At 60.1% G+C, this 20,211-nt stretch carries 10 protein-coding genes and 2 tRNA genes; 6 read left to right on the top strand and 6 right to left on the bottom strand.

The annotated features are described in order from the left end of the window. Positions 1-21 precede the first annotated feature (21 nt). The 3 genes from QP752_RS05800 to QP752_RS05790 form a co-directional block, all read right to left on the bottom strand. On the bottom strand, positions 22-2,901 hold the full coding sequence (locus QP752_RS05800) for a Rib/alpha-like domain-containing protein (RefSeq protein ID WP_284804833.1): 2,880 nt from the start codon (positions 2,899-2,901) through the stop codon (positions 22-24). Positions 2,902-2,968: 67 nt separating this feature from the next. Then, on the bottom strand, positions 2,969-3,238 hold the full coding sequence (locus QP752_RS05795) for a TetR family transcriptional regulator (RefSeq protein ID WP_070363371.1): 270 nt from the start codon (positions 3,236-3,238) through the stop codon (positions 2,969-2,971). Continuing rightward, on the bottom strand, positions 3,231-3,446 hold the full coding sequence (locus QP752_RS05790) for a CopG family transcriptional regulator (RefSeq protein WP_070363370.1): 216 nt from the start codon (positions 3,444-3,446) through the stop codon (positions 3,231-3,233). The genes QP752_RS05795 and QP752_RS05790 overlap by 8 nt, the downstream gene beginning before the upstream one ends. Before the next feature lie 96 nt (positions 3,447-3,542). Here QP752_RS05790 and gyrA point away from each other — a divergent pair, with 96 nt between their 5' ends. From gyrA to QP752_RS05760, 6 genes are all read left to right on the top strand, one after another. Beyond that, positions 3,543-6,107: a DNA gyrase subunit A gene (gyrA, locus tag QP752_RS05785; RefSeq protein ID WP_284804830.1), complete on the top strand. Its 2,565-nt coding sequence runs from the start codon at positions 3,543-3,545 to the stop codon at positions 6,105-6,107. A gap of 3 nt (positions 6,108-6,110) precedes the next feature. Further along, on the top strand, positions 6,111-6,455 hold the full coding sequence (locus tag QP752_RS05780) for a DUF3566 domain-containing protein (protein ID WP_070363368.1): 345 nt from the start codon (positions 6,111-6,113) through the stop codon (positions 6,453-6,455). 98 nt (positions 6,456-6,553) lie between these two features. After that, positions 6,554-6,627, top strand: a tRNA-Ile gene (locus QP752_RS05775). Positions 6,628-6,638: 11 nt separating this feature from the next. Further along, a tRNA-Ala gene (locus QP752_RS05770) sits at positions 6,639-6,711 on the top strand. Between the two features lie 377 nt (positions 6,712-7,088). Continuing rightward, positions 7,089-11,477 (top strand): hypothetical protein, encoded by a 4,389-nt coding sequence (locus tag QP752_RS05765; RefSeq protein WP_284804828.1) that lies wholly within the window; start codon positions 7,089-7,091, stop codon positions 11,475-11,477. A 385-nt stretch (positions 11,478-11,862) separates the two neighbouring features. Next, a complete protein-coding gene (locus tag QP752_RS05760) occupies positions 11,863-16,332 on the top strand; it encodes a hypothetical protein (RefSeq protein WP_284804826.1) in 4,470 nt (1,489 codons plus the stop codon). 100 nt (positions 16,333-16,432) lie between these two features. Here QP752_RS05760 and QP752_RS05755 read toward each other — a convergent pair whose 3' ends face one another. From QP752_RS05755 to QP752_RS05745, 3 genes are all read right to left on the bottom strand, one after another. Next, positions 16,433-16,852, bottom strand: a complete 420-nt coding sequence (locus QP752_RS05755; RefSeq protein ID WP_070363365.1) for a hypothetical protein — start codon at positions 16,850-16,852, stop codon at positions 16,433-16,435. A 578-nt stretch (positions 16,853-17,430) separates the two neighbouring features. Next, a complete protein-coding gene (locus tag QP752_RS05750) occupies positions 17,431-19,524 on the bottom strand; it encodes a YhgE/Pip domain-containing protein (RefSeq protein ID WP_284804824.1) in 2,094 nt (697 codons plus the stop codon). Next, on the bottom strand, positions 19,521-20,132 hold the full coding sequence (locus QP752_RS05745) for an ATP-binding cassette domain-containing protein (RefSeq protein WP_070363363.1): 612 nt from the start codon (positions 20,130-20,132) through the stop codon (positions 19,521-19,523). The genes QP752_RS05750 and QP752_RS05745 overlap by 4 nt, the downstream gene beginning before the upstream one ends. Between the last annotated feature and the right edge of the window lie 79 nt (positions 20,133-20,211).

The raw sequence follows: 20,211 nt of genomic DNA, 5'->3' as shown, positions 1-20,211 counted from the left end.
ATCGTCCCCGCGCGAACGGTGTTAGCGAAGCAGCGCGTTGATGTCGACGTACTGCAGCACATAGTTCGCCGCGCCGGCCAGCAGACCGAGCAGCGCGAGCACGCCAACCACGATGCCGATGGTCGCACCCGTGCTCGAGCCCTCCTCGTTCGAGGAGGAGCTGCTGGAGCCTGAGCTCGAGCCCGTGTCACCACCCTTATCGACGTCCACTCCGCCCTCAACCGTGGCCTTCAGCTTGTAGTCCTTCGTCGACCAGTCGGGGAACGTCGCGGTGACGGTGTAGTCGATGGAAGCGCCAGGCTTCGCGTCCGCCGGAGGAGTGATGGTGACCTCACCTGTGCTCGGGTCAGTGGCGAACTTCCAACCGTCGTACGTACCGTTCGGGCCCGTGAACTTGGTGCCTGCGGGAACGTCGCCGCTCGGGCGCTGCACGATCGTGCCGCCAGCGTTCACCTTCTGGTTTTCAAAGTCGACGTCGGTCTTGTCTGCCTGGGACTCCTTCGGCTTTGCTGGCGTCGTGGTGCTCGTCGGCTGCTCGCTGGTCGGCTGCTCGCTGGTGGACGGCGCCGTGGTGGTGCGCTCTACGTAGACGGTGACTTCGTGAATCTGCCTTGACTTGTCTGGGAAGACCACGGTGACAGGGAAGCTCACAGTGGTACCAACCGTCGCGTCCGCTGGTGCAGTAATTCGAATCTCACCAGTCTGACTGTTCGTGGTGGCGGACCATCCTTGCTGCGACCCGCTCGGCCCGTTGAACTTCGTGCCCGCCGGGAATTCGCCCTTCGGCTTCAGCGTCACCGAGTCACCCGCGTGCACCGGCGTGCGCGCGTATTCGATCCTGGTCGTTTTAGACAGTGGCCTCGAAGGCTTCGTCGAGGTAGTTGGAGTCGTCTCACTTGTCGACGCCTCTTCGCTTGTCCGCGGCGCGGACTCCTTCGTGGTCGTCGTTGCCTTGGTTGTTGGCGTTGCCTTGGTAGTCGACGTGGCCGGGGTGGTCGTCTCCGGGGTGGTGGACTTCTCGGTTGTCCGCGGCGCGGACGTGGTCGGCTCGGTCGTCTTGTCCGAAGTCGTCGGCGTAGTCGTTGACGGGTCGGTTGTCCGCGGGGCGGACTCCTCCGAAGTCGGCGTGGACTCCTCAGACGTGGATGGCTCTGTCGTCTTGTCCGAAGTCGTCGGTTTCGTCGTCGTAGCCTCTTCGCTTGTCCGTGGCGTGGACGGTTCCGTGGTTTTTTCCGAAGTCGCCGGGTCGGTTGTCCGCGGCGCGGACTCCTCCGAAGTCGGCGTGGACTCCTTGGTGGAGGTCGTCGGAGTAGTCGTCTCCTTTGCCTTCACGGTGACGTGGAATTTCGTCTCCTGCTTGGAGCCGTCGCGGAAGTAGATCTCGAGGGGAACCGTGAAGTCGAAGTCACGGGCGTGGCTTGGTACTTCAACGGAGACAGCGCCGTCCTTGTCGGTATTGACCTTCACACCGTTGACGCTCTGGTTCTTCGGGCCGTTGACGATGGCACCGGTCGGCAGGGATTCAGCTGGTTTGAACACGTGGTTCTCGCCGGCCTTGATGGTCACGTCCTTGTAGGTCACCTTGAACTTTTCGGACTCGGGATTGGTTGGCGCCTCGAAGAGGACGACGGCGCTGGTGACGGTGCGGGAACCGTCGGGGAACTCGACGCGGATAGGCACGTTGATCTGGGTGCCTGCGCGGGTGCCCTCTGGGGTTTTGACGGTCACCACACCGGTCGATGGCTCAATGCTGATCTCCCATCCCGTTGGTGGCGTTGCGTTCATGGCGAACTTGGTGCCGTCCGGCACATCTTTGAGTGCAGGAGTGATGGTGGCGGTCTCATCAGCGGGCGTATTGGTCACTGGATAATCGACGTTGGCCTTGCTGGACTGCCAGACGGGGTCCTTGGTCACCTCGACCTTGGCTTGTACGAAGTCTTGGGAGTCGTCGGAGTAGGTGACGATGACAGGCACATTCACGACTGCACCGGCAGCGAGCGGCTCCTTTGGCTTCGCGGTGATGGTGCCGTTGGTGGCGTCGATAGACAGGTCCCATAGCTTGGACTCGCCGACGATCTTGAACGTGGTGCCTTCCGGCAGCTCAGCCGTCTGCTTGACGGTGGCTGTTTCGTTGCCCGCGATCTGCTCCGTTGGGTAGGACGGGGTGTGCTTCGCGGCGAGGCGGTCGGATGACGGGGTGGTGTTGCCGTGCTTGTCGGCGACGGATACTTTGGCGTGCTTGACGTCGGAGGAGCCGTCGGGAAACTCGGCGCGAACTGGGATGGAGATCCAGGAACCATATCCAATATCGCCGGCCTTGACGGTGACGGCGCCGGTGGCCTCCTCGACGCTGACGTCCCACTTCTCAATTTTGTCGCTGTTGAGGTAGAACTTCGTACCCTGCGGGAACTTGCCGGTAGGCGTGACGGTGACGCTCTCCTTCGGCTGGACGAGCGAATCTTTGTATTCGATCGTGGCGGTGTTGGCGTTGTTGTTTCCGCCGGGAACGACGGTGACCTCGGTGTCATAGGTGGCCGTGGATTTGTCTGCAAAGAGGACGAAGACACGGTAGCGCAGTCCCTGGCCGGGGCGCAGCTTCGGTGCGGCCTCGATGGTAACGGCACCCGTCTTTTCGTCGGTGGTCAGCTTCCAGCCGTCGATGCTGGTCGGGCCGACGGCCTTGGCGCCCTCTGGGAGAGGGACGCTCGGTTCGACGGTGATGGTGTCGCCTGCGGTGATTTCGGCGTCGCGCCATTCGCGCGCCTCCTGAGACTGAGACGCCGCAGACGCCGAATCAGACGCAGCAGCGGTCTCTTCCGCGCGCAGCTGCGGCGCGGCCAGGCCGGCGCCGATCAGCGCTGCGGTGGTTGCCAGTACAGCGGTGTACTTTGTAGCGTTCATTGTTCCTCCACCAAGTGTTCTCTAATGGTCCGTGTAAATAGTTGCCAGTGTAGGAGAAAGTACGCGATTACGCTTCCTCGACCCACCGCAAATAGGTGGTGCCGGCGACGTCAGCGAAGGCGTCGTTGGCTCCGGTCAGGGGGCACAGGGCCCGGATCGTGTCGGCGAGGCCGCGGGCGGCGGCGTGTGCGGTGTCGTAGACGGGCACGCCGTGGAGGTGGGCGCCGGGGACGGCAGCGCAGGCGCATAGTGCGGCGAAGGAGCGTATTCGCACCTTATATATATGCGCGCATTCGTCGGCGATGGCCAGCAGCTGCTCACTGCTTAAGCTACGCATCGCGGGCCTGCCGGATGCGGCGTTCGGTGTGGGCGTATTCCTGCAGGGTGGTGCGGGCGAGGTTGGTAATGGTGGCGTCGTCAAGAAGGCGGGAGGCAGCGGTGACGATGGCGCGGCGGGCGGCCTCTTGCTTGGAGCAGCCCCATGCGGAGGCGAGCATGATGAGTGCTGTGTCTTCGTCTGTGCTGAGTCGTAGCGTCATGGCCATGCCGCGATGGTATCAGAGTGATACCACGGCGCAGGGGTGATTCGGTGCACAAGGCGCTAGAATCGGTAGGAACCAATGTTTGACGAAAGGTGAGCAATGAGTGATGACACTCTAGGTGGCGGCGGCTCCGACGCCATCCAGCCCATTGACATCAATGAGGAGATGCAGACGAGCTACATCGATTACGCGATGAGCGTGATCGTCGGCCGTGCGCTCCCGGATGTCCGCGATGGCATGAAGCCGGTGCACCGCCGCATCATTTACGCGATGTACGACCACGGCTACCGCCCCGAGCGCTCGTACGTGAAGAGTGCCAAGCCTGTCGCCGACACGATGGGTAACTTCCACCCGCACGGCGACAGCGCGATTTATGACACGCTGGTGCGCATGGCCCAGCCGTGGGCGATGCGCTACCCGCTGGTGGACGGCCAGGGTAACTTCGGTTCCCCTGGTAATGACGGCCCAGCGGCCATGCGTTACACCGAGTGCAAGATGACGCCGCTGGCGATGGAGATGGTCCGCGACATCCGCGAGGACGCCGTGGAGTTCTCCCCGAACTACGACGGCAAGACCCGCGAGCCGGACGTGCTGCCATCGCGTGTGCCGAACCTGCTGATGAACGGCTCGAACGGTATCGCCGTCGGTATGGCCACCAACATCCCGCCGCACAACTTGAACGAGCTGGCGGAGGCCATCTACTGGATGCTCGACAACTATGACGCGGATGAGCAGGCGGCGCTCGACGCGGTAATGGAGCGAGTGAAGGGCCCGGACTTTCCGACGGCCGGCCTCATCGTCGGCGATCAGGGCATCAAGGATGCCTACACCACGGGCCGCGGTTCGATCCGCATGCGTGGTGTGACCGAGATCGAGGAGATCGGCAACCGCCAGGTCATCACGATTACGGAGCTGCCGTACCAGGTCAACCCGGATAACTTCATCCACAACATCGCGGAGCAGGTTACCGCGGGCAAGATGGTGGGCATCTCCAAGATTGAGGACGAGTCCTCCGACCGCGTGGGCATGCGCATCGTGGTCACGCTGAAGCGCGACGCGGTTCCTCGGGTGGTGCTCAATAACCTGTACAAGCACTCGCAGCTGGAGACGAACTTCTCCGCGAACATGCTCTCCATCGTCGACGGCGTGCCGCGTACGCTGCGCCTCGACCAGATGCTGCGCTACTACGTCGAGCACCAGATCGACGTTATCGTTCGCCGCACCAAGTTCCGCTTGGATGAGGCCGAGAAGCGCGCCCACATCCTGCGCGGCCTGGTCAAGGCCCTCGATGCGTTGGACGAGGTCATCGCCCTGATTCGTCGCTCGCCAACGGTTGACGACGCCCGCCAGGGCCTGATCAAGCTTCTCGACGTCGACGAGATCCAGGCCAACGAAATCCTGGCAATGCAGCTGCGCCGCCTGGCAGCGCTGGAGCGCCAGAAGATCGTCGACGACCTGGCCGAGATCGAGCGCAAGATTGCCGACTACAAGGACATCTTGGCCCGTCCGGAGCGCCAGCGGGAGATCGTTGGCAACGAGTTGCGTGAGATCGTCGAAAAGTATGGCGACGAGCGCCGCACCCAGATCGTGGCCGCGACTGGCGATGTGACCGAGGAAGACCTCATCGCGCGCGAGAACGTCGTGGTTACCATCACCTCCACCGGATACGCGAAGCGCACGAAGGTGGATGCGTACAAGTCGCAGAAGCGCGGCGGCAAGGGTGTCCGCGGGGCGGAACTGAAGCAGGACGACGTGGTGAAGCACTTCTTCATCTGCTCCACCCACGACTGGATCCTGTTCTTCACCAACTTCGGCCGCGTCTACCGCCTCAAGGCCTACGAGCTGCCGGAGGCGGGCCGCACGGCCCGCGGCCAGCACGTGGCGAACCTGCTGGAGTTCCAGCCGGAGGAGCGCATCGCGCAGGTCATCCAGATCCAGTCCTACGAGGACGCCCCGTACCTGGTGCTGGCTACCCGCGACGGCCGCGTGAAGAAGTCCCGCCTGACCGACTACGAGTCGGCGCGTTCCGCGGGCCTCATCGCGATCAACCTCAACGAAGGCGACGCCCTGATCGGCGCCGCGCTTGCCGGCGAGGAGGACGACCTGCTGCTCGTCTCTGAGCAGGGCCAGGCAATCCGCTTCACCGCTGACGACGACCAGCTGCGCCCAATGGGCCGCGCAACCGCCGGCGTGAAGGGCATGCGCTTCCGCGGCGACGACAAGCTGCTCGCGATGACCGTGGTCCAGGACGGCGAGTTCCTGCTCGTCGCCACCGCTGGCGGCTACGGCAAGCGCACCTCGATTGAGGAGTACAACACCCAGGGCCGCGGCGGCATGGGCGTCATGACCTTCAAGTACACCCCGAAGCGCGGCAAGCTGATCGGCGCCCTGGCGGTTGATGAGGAAGACCAGATCTTCGCCATCACCTCCGCCGGCGGCGTGATCCGCACCGAGGTCAACCAGATCCGTCCGTCCTCCCGCGCCACGATGGGCGTCCGCTTGGTCGACCTCGCGGATGACGTCGAGCTGCTGGCCATCGACAAGAACGTCGAGGAGCAGGGCGAAGAGGAGGCAACCGCGGTTGCCAAGGGCGAGAAGACGATTGAGGAAGCCAAGGAGCAGACCTCCTCGTCCATCTCCGCGTCGACGAAGGATGGGGAGTAAACCATGGCCGCCCGCAAGATAGTGGTGCGGCGCGTGGGTGTCGCCTCCGTGTTTAAGGTGGCGACGATCCTCGCCCTCGTCGGCTTCGTCGCGTGGATGCTAGGCGCGGCCATCGTCTACTACGGCCTCGCGCAGACTGGGGTCATTGACTCCTTGAACTCGCTGGTCAGTGGCGTCGGCGGCGACCAAGTTATCGACGCCACCCTGGTCATGTCCGCGGCAGGCCTCTTCGGGCTCATCGGCGTGGTGTTCGTCGCGGTGATGGCCCCGCTGACGGCGTTGCTCTACAACGCCATCGCGGACCTGGTCGGCGGCGTCACCCTGGTGATGTCCAACAGGGCGCGATAGCCGTGAGATACCTACCGCTATAACAACTATAAAAACACCGCTTGTACTGGCGATTTGTCAAAGGTTATAGTGGTAGGTAATCTTACTTCTCGTTCCCAGGGCCTATAGCTCAGTCGGTTAGAGCGCATCGCTGATAACGATGAGGTCGCAAGTTCGATTCTTGCTAGGCCCACAGGAACAAAAGGGGCATTAGCTCAGTTGGTAGAGCACCTGCTTTGCAAGCAGGATGTCAGGAGTTCGATTCTCCTATGCTCCACAGGTTCACCCTGGTCTCCGGTTCGGAGGCCAGGGTTTTTTCGTATGGTTCTTCATGCGTTGACATGTGTCCCCCCTGTTTGGTGGCAGTGGTGTTTTGAGTGTGATAGATCACGTTTTTGTTGCATACTTTGACAGGTTTTGTGAAGGTGCTGGTCAGGGGGTTTTTGGGGGTTGTGGGGTGTGGTTTTGTGGGTTGTGGTGGTGGTTTTGTGGTGGTGGGGGTGTAGTGGACTACTTTCAGGGAGATTTTTGTGATTGAATAAATGTCTGTCAGTTTGTGGATCCGTGTTCAGATGGTCTTCAGGCTGCTTCGAATATCTCCTACGATTTTTAAGGATTGAGCCGTTGCAAAACGCACATCTTAAGAAGCGAATCATGGCCGGCCTGATTTCAGGCGCAATGATTGCAGGTGGCGCTGTTGTCGTCGCCCCGGACGCAAGCGCAGACGATCGCATTACGGGTACGTACTCCGCACTGCCGAGCGACAAGTACGATGAGGCGCTGCGCTTTAACACTGAGCAGATCAAGATGCTCACGAATCAGAATGATTACCAGGCCATGCTGAAGACCTGGATGCAGGTCACCCCGATGGGCCCGGGCTGGTGCATTGATCTTGAGAAGCCGCAGCCAAACCTGCAGACCCAGGGCTACGAGCTGCGCAAGCTGGACGGCATGTCCGGCCTGTACGGCTTCAACGGCTTTAACGGCGACCTTGGTATTAACGCAGACATCGAGACGGCAGCGATCTCGCTGACGAAGTCGATGCTGAAATCCTGGTACGAGCGCAACTTTGAGGACGTCAAGAAGAAGAACGTCATGCTGCAGGCCCTGCTGTCGAACAACAAGAGCGTTCTGGACGGCCAGCGTTCCTACATCATGAACGGCCAGACCCAGAACGGCGTTCGCGTCACCAACCAGGAGTTCACCCAGTGGACCGGTTTCCGCATCAGCGCTGTCTTCGGCGGCACCCAGGAGTTCCAGCCGAACTTCGCACTGATCAAGGATGAGGCTGCGTTCAGCCGCGTCTCCAGCACCGTCCGTGCTGGCGAGTACGTCACCATCCTGCTGCCGAAGGATTACAACATCTACCAGGATGGCCGCGAGGCAACCTTCCAGCGTCTGATCCCTCCGACCCAGCCGGGCCTGGACGGCTTCTACCCACGCCCAGGCGGCGGCAACGGCGGCGGCACTGTGACCACCACCGTGACGGTTCCTGGTGAAGCTGGTGTCACCTCCACCGTGACCGAGACCGGCCGCCCGACCATCACGCACACTGTGTACAAGGATGGCGGTGTCGAGCGGGAGACGGTGACCGTTCGTCCGACGGTGACGAAGACCAACGAGCGGCAGGAAGTTCACTACAAGACGGTTGAGGTCGCTCCGGAAACGGAGACCGTGACGCATGAGGTAGTGAAGCCTGCTGTTACCGTCACCGAGTTCGAGCAGGGCGGACCAACGTCCACCGCCACTGAGACCGTCACGGAAGATCCGCGCGTCATCGTCGTGGAGAAGCGTGACCCGGTAACCGTCACCGAAACTGCAACGGCGAAGCCGACGATCACCGAGACCGACAAGGTCCAGCCGAAGGTCACGGTTACTGAGCCTGTCTACGTCACCGAGACGAAGAATGTCGCGCCGAAGACCGAGACGAAGACGGTCACCGCTGCGCCGAAGACCGAGACGAAGGTCGTTGACACGACCGTCACCCGTGTTTCCGAGAAGCACGAGACCACCACGATCGAGCGTCGTTATTCCCAGTTCAACTACTTCTACGACTTCTCCAACACGAGCGAGTCGAAGGTTATTGAGCCGAAGAACCTGGGTAACTGGACCATCGAGTTTGTCGACGACTCCAACGGCCTGGTCGAGGTCACCAAGGAAAACAACCGCCTCGTTATCACCCCGAAGAAGCAGGGTGAGGGCGACGTCCGCATCATCATCAAGGATGGTAACGGCAACCGCCACGAGTACCGCATCCACGTGGTGAACAAGGATTCCGAGAAGACCACCGAGAAGACTGTTCGCGTGGACAACCACTTCTTCAACGTCGGGGTTACTGGCCTTGACCAGTCCATCACGATCCCAGAGGGCTGGAAGTACGAGGTCACCGAGGGCAAGGACCTGATCACCACCACCCAGGATGGCAACACCCTGAACGTGAACGTCAATGCCGGCGTGATCACTGGCAAGGTGAAGGTCAAGGTCTACGAGGTTGACAAGGACGGCAAGCCAACCGGTAACGAGCAGAACTACGAGTTCAACATCGATACCAAGCCGAACAAGTACAACCAGTCCCGCGTGATCGGTAACATCTCCTCGTACAAGATCGAGGTAGACAACATCGTCGGCGAGCCTGAGATTCTCAAGGGCAAGGACATTGTTGAGTCCCTGGAGAAGAAGGGTGACCACTGGGTGCTGACCGCGAAGCCTGGCCAGACCGGCACCGTGATTGTCCGCGCCAAGAACGACAAGGGCGAAACCTTCACGTTCACCCTCGACGTACGTGAAGGCCGCAACGTTCTCGTTGATTCCGAGACGGAAATCATTGCCGTCGGCGGATCTGTGAAGGTCAAGGGTCAGGACGGCGACAAGATCGAGATCGCCCGCGGTAAGGATCTCGTCGACCCAGCTCAGCTTGAGGGCACCGGCGAGTGGACCCTGAAGCCGAGCAAGGACGGCCTGATCGTTGCGCATGTCAAGGATGCAGAGGGCAACCTGGTCGCGGTCTACACGATCATCGTGACGCCACAAGAGGCGAAGCCTGCGACACAGAAAGTCGACGACTACACGATTACGAACCGCAACACGGCGATCCTGACGAAGGGCCTGAGCTCTAACGAGTTCGTATTCCCAGAGGGTGAAGATAACTTCAGTTGGGTTCAGGATCAGGACAATCCTGACAAGTACTACCTGATGCCGAACCCTGACTTCGAGGGTGATATCAAGGTCGTCGAGCAGTCCAAGGGTGGCCATGCGCTGATCGAGTACACGATCCACGTCAAGCCTGCTAAGGTTCACGAGTTCGACGCCGTCACGGTTCCAGACAACTCGGAGCAGCCTACGCCTGTGCTGTCCCAGCCTGACAAGCAGAAGCTCGTCGTGGTGTCTGGTAAGGACCTGATCGACGGCGACGTCAACGAAGCTGGCGGCGGCAAGATCAAGATCAAGGAAGGCGTTTCCGGAAAGATCGTCCTCGAGGTCCAGAACTCCCGTGGCCTGCCGGTTTCCCGCTACACCTACAATGTTGAGCTGACGAAGCCGAACAAGTCCGAGTTCAAGATCACCTCGAATGACAAGTTCACCACTGATCTCAACCCTGGTGACAAGCTCACCGTCGTCGAAGGCGAGAACCTCGTTGAAGTGACCCAGAACGGTGACGAGTGGACTGTCACGCCGAAGGATGGCGCTGAGGGCACGGTCGTCCTCGACGTCACCGACAAGGACGGCAAGGTCTACAAGCAGTTCATCTTGGTTATCTCCAAGGGAACCGGTGGCGGCTCCGACTCCTCCAACAACTCGGTTGTTGAGCACAAGATCACGGAGCAGGGCACCTTCGACGTCACCATTGTCAACAACAACAAGTACGAGGTTGTTGAGGGCAAGGAATACGTCACCGTCGTCAACGACACCGACAAGCGCTTCGAGCTCCGCATCAACGAGAACACCGAGGGCAAGAAGGTTGTTGTCGTTGAGAAGAACAACGGCAAGGTTGTGAAGACGCACAACATCACCATCACCAAGAGCGGTGGTGTGCTGAAGTTCGTCGAGGAGCGTCGTGTCTACCAGCCGAAGCTGACCGACAAGATCACCACGGGCGAAGGCAACACCTTCCGCGTCCTTCGTGGTAAGGACCTCATCGAGGAGATCCCGACGCACCCAGGCAGCTTCAACGTGAAGCCTTTGCCACAGAAGTCTGGTCGCGTCCTCATCGAGGAAGTTGACGGTGCTGGCAACCCGGTTCGCATCATTGAGATCGACGTCCCGGCTACGTCCGAGGGCAACATCATCGGCAAGCCAGGCAACCACGATGTCAGCCCGAACCCAGATGGTTCCTGGAAGATTGTCGTTCCTGGCGGTGGCGCGACCGACATTGAGATTTGCTCTGGTTCGAACTGCAAGCCGGTGGATCCGGACATGGTTGTTCCGAACCCGGACGGGTCCATCACGATCAAGCCTGGTAAGGGCGGCATCGAGAAGGGCACGACCCACATCACGTTCATCCCTCAGGTGAACGGTCAGCCGCAGAAGCGAGTTCGAATCAATGTCGAGCTCACGAGTAAGGATGTGGCTACTTCTTCCGACGGCAAGTGCATCGCATCCCTCGTGGGCATCGCTTCGCCGCTGCTGCTCCTGATCCCGCTGGGTATCCTGTCCCAGGTTCGCGTTCCGGGCCTTGAAGGCGTCCAGGGCAAGCTGAACGCCGCTGTCCGCGAGGCAAACGACCGCATCCAGCGTGGCCTGGGCATCTACGACCCCGACCGCGCAGAGCGCGCTGCGGGCCTCCAGGCCTCATTCAACGTAGCCAACCCAGAGATGGTCGGCCTCGCAGCCGGTGCTCTCGGAACGATTACTGTGGGTCTGCTCATCGCGGACGCTGTGCTCCGCTCCTGTGGCCAGGGCGACAAGACCTCGTCCTACCAGATTGGTAAGGCAACGGGTAACGACACCCTCATTTACGGTTCTTCGAAGAAGAACGACGTAATCAGGACCGCAACCCCGGTCCCTACTACTGAGGCAAATGCTCCGGCGAAGCCTGAGAAGTAATTTCGCCTAGCAGAAGGCCCCTTCCACTTTCGGAAGGGGCCTTTTGGCGTTCATCGAGGTGAGCACGATGACACGTGTCCCCCCTGTTTGGTGGCAGTGGTGTTTTGAGTGTGATAGATCACGTTCTTGTTGCATACTTTGACAGGTTTTGTGAAGCTGCTGGTCAGGGGGTTTTTGAGGGTTGTGGGGTGTGGTTTTGTGGGTTGTGGTGGTGTTTTTGTGGTGGTGGGGGCGTAGTGGACTACTTTCAGGGAGATTTTTGTGATTGAATAAATGTCTGTCAGTTTGTGGATCCGTGTTCAGATGGTCTTCAGGCTGCTTCGAATATCTCCTACGATTTTTAAGGATTGAGCCGTTGCAAAACGCACATCTTAAGAAGCGAATCATGGCCGGCCTGATTACAGGCGTCATGGCCGTTAGCACCGTGCACGTTGCTGCGCCGAACGCAAGCGCAGACATTGCTGTTACAAGCCAGTACGATCAGCTCTCCCAGGAGGAGCTGCAGAAGGTCTTTGAAGGCCAGCAGATCTGGAAAGAGAAGATCCCGAAGGGCCAGAACGCTCTCGGTCTGCTGGCTACCCAGTACGGCCCGGGCTGGTGCATCGACTGGGGCGTCGATAACCCGTGGAACAACCCGAAGGGTTACTCCTTCCGTAAGCTGACCGGCCAGTCCGGCCGCTACGGCGTTGGTAACCGCATCAACCCGGATGTTGAGAAGGGCGCCATCAACCTGATGAAGGCCGTTCTCGAGGACCAGGAGAAAGGCGACATCGAGGGCGTTAAGCGCAAGATGATGTACATGCAGGCGTTGGTTTCCAACAACCTTGCATACCTCAACGAGGTTCGCCCGAACCTGATGGGTGACGCGATGTTCACCGAGCTGACCGGTTTCGAGATTCGCTACAAGCGTGTTGATAGGGCAAACCCGGGGCCGAACTACTACCTCGTCGTTAACGAGGGAGCGATGGAAAAGGTTCGCAAGAGCTACAACAAAGGCGAATACATCGTTGTCTTGATGCCAAACAACTACAACCTGAATTTCAGCTGGAGGCGTGAATACACTTCCCAGCGTCTGATCACGCCGTACCAGCCAGGTCTGGAGAAGCCGAAGCAGCCAAAGCCGCAGGAGCCTCACTACACGAACACGACAGTGACGCTGCCGAAGAGCACGGTTACCACCGTCGTGACAGTCCCAGAGGCGACCGAGACCCGCTGGGAGCAAATCCCGCCGACCACGAAGGTAACGACTGTAACGAAGCCGGCGGAGACGAAGACCACTACGGTTACTCACGAGCCGTCGACGGTGACGACGACCAAGCGTGAAAACGGCAAGGACGTCACGGTCACGAAGACCATCACGCCGGAGCCGTCGATCGTTGAGACGGTTGTTCCAGGCTCGACAGTCACCAACACGACGACCGTTACTGAGCGCCCAGTCGTGACCACGGTCAAGGAGCACGTCACCCCGACGACGGAGACCCACTACACGACCGTCCCAACGACGGTTGAGGTCACCCCGACTGACGTCACCGAGACGAAGACCGAGCAGTCCACGGTCACGACGACTTCCACGAACGTCAACGTTCAGGAGATCATCAAGGAGTACTACACCCGGATCGAGAAGGAAGTCTACGAGATCCACAACACGATCGACATCCGTCACAAGGACGAGAAGAAGATCCTTGACATGGGCGATCTGAAGAAGCAGGGCTACTCCTGGCGCATCACGAAGGGCGAGGACCTCGTGATCGTGGATCGCGATAAGGACAACAACCTGATCATCAAGCCGAAGGATGACTTCAAGGGATCCGGTGTTGTTGAGATCGTCGTTACCGATGAGAACGGCAACGAGTACATCTACGAGCTGCAGATCAACGATCGCACTGGTGAGGTCGAGCACCTCAACAAGATCGTGAACAACTACTTCTACAACATCAACCAGGGTGGCTCTGATCGCACCAAGATCATCACGCTGGACAAGGGTGACAAGGTAGAGGTTCTCGAGGGTGGCGACATCGCGACCGTGAAGGACGATGGTGCTGGCAAGCTCGTCATCACCCCGAAGGACAAGGATGTTCACGGTGAGGTGATCGTCAAGATCACGTCGAAGAACGGTGAAGAGAAGCAGAACATTATCACCATTGAGAACATCAACTCCACCTACAAGGTGACCCGCGAGATCCTCAACACCTCCGTGGGCTTCGTTGAGCGTCGTGGTGGTACCAAGTTCGAGATCACCTCCGACGAGAACAAGGTCATCAAGGAGATCGTCGAGGACGGCGACAACTGGAAGATCGTTCCGAACGAAGGCGCTGAAGGCGAAGCAACCGTCACCTTCACCGACAAGGACGGCCGCACCTACGAATTCACGTTCATCGTCAAGAAGGACGTGAATGCTGGCCCGGACATCCGTGACGTTCTCATCAACCACGATGGCAAGGTCGAGATCGAGCGCCGCGACAACTACACCATCAAGATTGTCAGCGGTGAAGACTACGCGAAGATCATTGAAGAGAATGGCAAGTGGGTCGTGAAGCCGACCGACGCAGCTGCCAATAACCTTCAGGGCAGCCAGGTCGTCGTTCAGGTGAACGACGACAAGGGTGAGCTGCGCAACATCTGGAACATTCAGATTAACCCTGCTCTCAACCAGGACACCTTCGAAAAGCGCGTGCTGCAGCGTGAGGCGGTTGATCGTTCCTACATGACGATTAACGCTGGCAACGCCACGAACAACAACCTCACCATCACTGAGGGTGAGGACTTGGTCGTCAAGGATGAGAAGAATACGAAGACCAACGACAACGGTGACACTACCGATTTGCGCTTCCGCTTCAAGCCGGGCACGAAGGGCCAGGTCAAGATCCAGGAGACCATGCGTTGGCTCGACGTAGAGGATATTCCTGAGGGTTCCACCGTCGCTGACGAGAGCCTGCTCGACCCGAACAATGATAACCCGAAGAAGCCGAAGATCATTGTTGATAAGGCTCCGAAGAACAAGGACGGCAAGCGGTACGTTGACCTTGTCATCACCGAGTGGGTTGTTGATGTCGAGCCGGGTCACGTCCAGGAGCTGAACCACGAGTTCACCACTGACAACGACCTGACGATTCAGGGCACCGACCTCAAGCTCATCAAGGGCGAGGAGCTGCTGAAGTCGAAGCCTGAAGAAGGTTCCATCATGAAGCTGGAGCCGAAGCGTGAGGCAGAAGGCACCGTTGTCGTCGAGAACCGCACGAACGACGGCTACGTCTTCGAGCGCTACACCATCAACTTCAAGCCTGGTCGTGACTTGAACAAGGTCATCAAGCGCGTGATCACGACGGATAGCACCGCGAAGTTGGCCCGCTACGAGAACGATAAGGTCTTCAAGGTCCTCGAGGGTACCCTGGCAGATGGTAAGGACATCACCAGCGAGTTCAAGAAGTACTTCAAGTACTCCGAGGAGACGAACGAGTTCCAGCTCGTGCCGCTCGAGGCAGCAATCGGCAAGGTCTTCACCTTCCAGATCGCTGACGACCGTGGCGTGTACGCGAACTACGAGTTCACCGTCGGCACTGGCGAGAACAAGAGCAACCGCACCTTCGAGATCCCAGAATCGTCTGAGTTCCGCGTGCTGCAGATCAACCCGAACACCATGGTGTGGGTTAGTGGTTCCGAGAACTTCACGACTAACGTTCAGGACAGCGGTTCTGTCGACGGCAAGAGCAACAAGATCTCTGAGTGGGTTGCAAAGCCTGTGAAGGATTCGGCTGGCAAGTCGGGCATCGTGCAGGAGGTTGACCCAGACGGCAACGTTGTCAACCGTTACACGCTGAACATCACGGCGCCGAAGGTCCGTAAGTTCGATGAGGTTCAGAAGGGCGCTCTTGTTGGTGAGACGCAGACCATCGAGAAGAAGGACAAGGACAACACCTTGGCCATCGTCAAGGGCCGCGATCTTCTCACTGACATCAGCGCTGATAACTCCGTCTTCACTCCGACGGACAAGGCTGCAAACCAGTCTGTGGTTGTTGAGGAGTACAACGCCAACGGTGACCTGGTGACTCGATACACCATCTCCGTCCTGCCAAAGGGCTGGTCCACCTCCGAGGGTGCAAACATTGCCGACCCGAACAAGCTCTTCATCATTAAGAAGAACGAGAAGACCGGCGTCATCACCATCCAGCTCAACCCTGACTCTGGCGTGAAGCTTGACCTGAGCAAGGTCGACTTCGACATTGTCGGCGGTAAGGCGACGAAGGAGTTCAAGGACGGCAAGTGGATCATCACCCCGGAGAAGAATGGCAACCTCACCATCGTGCCGATCTTCCCGAACTCTGCTCAGGGTGCTCCAGTCGATGTTGAGGTAAATATCACCGTTACGAAGGAAACCAAGGGTTCCTCGAACGCGAACTTCAAGGACCCGAAGTGCATCGCTGGTCTGGTCGGCATGGCGTCGCCACTGCTGCTGTTGATCCCGCTGGGCATCCTCTCCCAGGTCCGCATTCCGGGCCTCGAGAGCCTGCGCGCAGAGGTCAACGCAGCCATCAAGCGCGCTAACGATGACATCCAGCGTGGCCTGGGTATCTACGACCGCGACCGCGCAGAGCGCGCAGCCGGCCTGCAGGGTGCGTTCCAGGTAGCGAACCCACAGATGATCGGCCTCGCAGGTGGCGCCCTCGGTGCCATCACCGCCGGCCTGATCATCATGGACGTTGTCCTGCGTAGCTGTGGTGTGGACGAAGCAACGTCCTCCTACCAGCTGGGCAAGGCAACCGGCAACCAGACCCTGATTGACGGTTCCTCCAAGAAGGACGATCAGGGCACCGAGGAAGCAAAGCCTGCCGAGGACAAGCCAGCGGAGAACAACTAACGTTGACTCCGTCTCAGGCTGAGGTCAGGGCATAACAAAACCCGGCCCGCACACCACACGGTGCGCGGGCCGGGTTTTCTCTTGCAGTAAAGGGAATCGGCTACTTCCGCTTCTTCGGCAACGCCATCAGCGCCGCACCCATCGAAACCAGCCACGAATCCTTCGCCAGGGAAAGGCCATCGTGGGAAGGACGGATGCCGTCGTCCTCGGTCATGGCGTCGTTGTTGAAGTACATCGTCAACATGCCAGCGCCAAACGAGCCAAGGGCCGCACCGGCGAGACGGTTGCTCACAAAGGGGGCGAGCAGCGCGCCGGCCACCGCTGCCTCAGAGACAGCGAGACCCTTGCCGAACTGCTCCGGATCCAACTTGCCAAGCGCAGGGATGCCCGTGGCAGCCATGCCTTGGAGGCCCTCGGCGGCCTCGCGGTTGAGGCCGAACTTGCCCAGGGCAGAGTTCAAAATGAAAAGCCCCGTCGGGACGCGCAGGGCAACGGATGCAAGCTTCGCAGATGTAGACATAGTGTGCTCCTTCGTTATTGGTAGATCGCAATGCGTGTTGACGCATCAACAATGTGGCGAGTCTACCAGTCGAAGGAATCACATGCAGAGGGGGAGCGCACCAAAACCACTAACTTCGAACGACCGGTCAGGCATTTCCCCAGTTTGCCAAACGCGCAAGGGGGAATTTGGTGCGCAGGCCAAGCATCACGACACCACATTCCCGAATCTCGAAAAGGCGACGCGACGTTTCCCCAGGTCGTCAACTCCACGAGGAGGAATTTGGTGCACTCCCCCTCACCTCAGTGCCAAAGCACGCAACTCTCTCTTCACGAGCTGGGTTTTTACCCCTTCCCCCAACAAGAATTGCGTCTTTTGGCACTGGCATCTCCCGATGGGACACCACATTCCCTCCCCGACCCCCATCGACCTGGGCTTTTCCAAACCCGGCTGCCAAAATCCAGGAATTTGGTGCGCGCATCCCCTGCCCAGACACCAAATTCCCGAATCTCGAAAATGCGCCACAGCGTTTCCCCAGCTCACCGAACCCCCAAATAGGAATGTGGTGCCAGGGACCGGCCCCCAGCAACCACAAACCCTTACAGCGACAGCTCTGGGTGGATGTCCTTGTCGTTGAGGATGCGGCGCTTCCACATGCCCCACGCGCTGATCAACCACGCGGCCACTGCGAGCAGTGTGAGGACCACGATGGCGCGCAGCAGGCGCGGGTCTTCGGCGTGGTTGCCGAAGAAGGCGACGCGGATCATATCCACGGTAAAGCGCATCGGGTCCCAGGCGTGGACCCACTGGATGAACCCTGGCTGCACTTCGGGCGGGTAGAGGCCGTTGGAGGCCACCAGCTGGAGGGACATGAGCGCCATGGTGACCAGTCTGCCGGTGGCGGGGCCGAAGACCATGTTGATGGCCAGGATGAGGGACATGAACACCCAGGAGCCGAACCACAGCACGCCGAACAGGCCGAGTGGGTGCTTCGGCTCGACGCCGATCGCGACGACCTGCACGAGCCACAGCAGCACGGCCTGCACGAAGCCGACGATCAGGGACGGCAGCAGGGTGTGGGCGACCATGCGGAAGGGGTTGGTGCCGGAGTCGATGACGCGGCGTGAGAACGGCGCGAGGATCATGTAGAGCACCAGGCCGCCGATCCACAGGGAGAGGGACAGGAAGAAGGGGGAGAGGCCCTTGCCGAAGAAGGTGAGTTCGTCGCCGGTGTTGTTGTGTACGACGGGGTTACCGGCGGCCTCGGTGGCTTTCTCGAGGCGGTCGCCTTCCCAGGTTGGGGCTTTGTCGGCGCCTTCGTTGAGTTTGAGGCTGAGTTCGCCGGTGCCGTCGCTGAGGGTGACCAGGCCGTCGTTCAGGTCGTTGAGGCCGACGACGAGCTGGTTGGAGCCACCCGCGAGTTTGGAGGTGCCTTCGGCTGCGGAGTTCGCTCCCACGACGAGGCGGGAGGAGCCGTCCTTCAGCTTGCCGACGCCCACCACGAGCGTGCCGGAGCCGTCCTGCAGCATCCGCAGGCCCTGCGCCAGCGTCTGCGCACCGGCGGCGGCTTGGTCCATGCCGGAGCGGTACTTGGCGGTGGGGTCGTTGAGCTGGGTGGACAGTTCGTGGGCGCCGTTGCGCAGCCTGGTCAGGTCGTTGATCATCTGCGGGTTCATGGCGACGAACTGGTCGGCATTGAGCTGAGCTTTCAGGCCGCGGGCCTGATTGGCCAGGTCGGAGGCGCCGGGAACTGGGGTGGCGTCGAGCTGACGGATGGCCTGGTCCAGGGTGGCGTTGATGCTGTTGAAGGTGTTCTGGGCCACGTTGAGCTGGTCCGTGATGGAGGTCAGCTTGCCTACACCGCCGGCGATGGCGGCTGCTCCGGCGCCGAGCTGGTTGGTGCCGTCTTGGAGGGCGGTGAGGCCGTTGGCAAGCTTGTTGGCGCCTTGGGAGGCTTCGCCGAGCTTCTCGTTGAGCGTGTTGGCGCCCTGCTGGAGTTCGCCGATGCCGGAGTCGAGTTGCTGCGCGCCGTCGGCGAGCTTCTTGATGCCGTTGTCGAGCTCCCCGACGCCGCCGTTGAGCTTGCCGGCGCCGTCCTTCAGTTTGCCGCTGCCGTCCTTGGCTTTGTGCGCGCCGTCATCGAGTTTGCCCGCGCCGTCGGCGGCCTGCACCATGCCGTCGTGGATGGTGTTGAAGCCGACGAAGAGCTGGTTGACCACCTCTTTACTCACGCTCTCCGAGATGACGGAGCTCATGATCATGGTGACCTGGTTGCCCAGCATGGTGGGGATGAACCCGTTGGTCTCATTAAGGGAGATGTTGAGTTTCGCCTGGTGGGGGTTGTCGGAGTTGACGGATTCGGCGGCTTCGGAGAAGTCGCTGGGGATCTCCACGCCAAGGTAATAGGTGCCGTCGGCGACGCCCTTTTGGGCTTCCTCCGCGCTGACCAGGCGGAAGTCCATGGGTTGCTCGTCCATGAGTTCTTCCACCACGGTAAGGCCGTGCTCACCCTCGTCCGAGTTGACCAGGGCGACGGGCATCTTGTGCAGGTTGCCCAGCGGGTCGTAGTAGGACCAGACGAACAGTCCGCCGAAGAGCAGCGGGATGAGCGTGATGGCGATGATGGCGAGCGGCGGCAGTTTGCCGTGACCGAACTTTCGGAAGTTGCTGCCGATGTGCAGCCCTGCGATCATAGGTCCTCCTTGTTCACGCTGTTGACCAGCACAGGTTTGAGTTTTGCGACGTCGCGCAGGTTGTCGATGAATTCTTTGCGCAGCTCAAAGTTACGCAGCTGGTCTGGGTCGTCGACGATGATGAGCGGCGCGTCTGGTCGCGCGATGAGCGCGAGCAGTACACGCAACCGCATCCGGTCGACGATGCTGAGGTCGCCGATGCCGAGCTTGAGTTTGTCCTCGTCCAGGTCGAATTGGAGGGGTTCCAGCCAGGGTTCGACAAGTTCGTGGCCGAGCAGGTCACGCGGGATGAGGCGGAAGAACGGCAGCTCCCAGGAGATTTGCTCCCGGATGATTTCCTTGGTGGGCACGGAGCGCTCGACGGAGTCGATGAGCGAGATGCCCGCCAGGGCGATCTCGGGGAAGCGTTGGCGGGCGGTGGTGGGCTCGTCGAAAAGCTCGATGGTGCCGCTGTGTGGTTCGTAGCGGCCGGCGAGCGCCATACTCAGTGTGGACGCGCCGGACTCGCGAGGCGATGTGACCAGCGTGAACCCTTCGCCAACCTCGAGGTTGACCGGGTTGTTCCCTGGGCGCACGACGACGTCGACGGCTCGTAGGATGCAGTCCATTGAACACCTACTTTGGTTGATTTTCGTTGCAGAATGGTGCTAAGCGTAGGATTGACTATCAGTTAATGTCAAGCGGAAA

This window comes from Corynebacterium sp. UMB10321 (assembly GCF_030228725.1).
Classification (GTDB): domain Bacteria; phylum Actinomycetota; class Actinomycetes; order Mycobacteriales; family Mycobacteriaceae; genus Corynebacterium; species Corynebacterium pseudogenitalium.
Note: the sequence above shows the minus strand (reverse complement) of the source record. Positions and strands in the feature narration are given on the sequence as shown.

Coding starts and splice junctions, on each gene's coding strand:
- QP752_RS05760 (WP_284804826.1), top strand. CDS start 11,863: ATGGCCGGCCTGATTACAGGCGTCATGGCCGTTAGCACCGTGCACGTT.
- QP752_RS05795 (WP_070363371.1), bottom strand. CDS start 3,238: ATGCGTAGCTTAAGCAGTGAGCAGCTGCTGGCCATCGCCGACGAATGC.
- gyrA (WP_284804830.1), top strand. CDS start 3,543: ATGAGTGATGACACTCTAGGTGGCGGCGGCTCCGACGCCATCCAGCCC.
- QP752_RS05745 (WP_070363363.1), bottom strand. CDS start 20,132: ATGGACTGCATCCTACGAGCCGTCGACGTCGTCGTGCGCCCAGGGAAC.
- QP752_RS05800 (WP_284804833.1), bottom strand. CDS start 2,901: ATGAACGCTACAAAGTACACCGCTGTACTGGCAACCACCGCAGCGCTG.
- QP752_RS05780 (WP_070363368.1), top strand. CDS start 6,111: ATGGCCGCCCGCAAGATAGTGGTGCGGCGCGTGGGTGTCGCCTCCGTG.
- QP752_RS05790 (WP_070363370.1), bottom strand. CDS start 3,446: ATGGCCATGACGCTACGACTCAGCACAGACGAAGACACAGCACTCATC.
- QP752_RS05755 (WP_070363365.1), bottom strand. CDS start 16,852: ATGTCTACATCTGCGAAGCTTGCATCCGTTGCCCTGCGCGTCCCGACG.
- QP752_RS05750 (WP_284804824.1), bottom strand. CDS start 19,524: ATGATCGCAGGGCTGCACATCGGCAGCAACTTCCGAAAGTTCGGTCAC.
- QP752_RS05765 (WP_284804828.1), top strand. CDS start 7,089: ATGGCCGGCCTGATTTCAGGCGCAATGATTGCAGGTGGCGCTGTTGTC.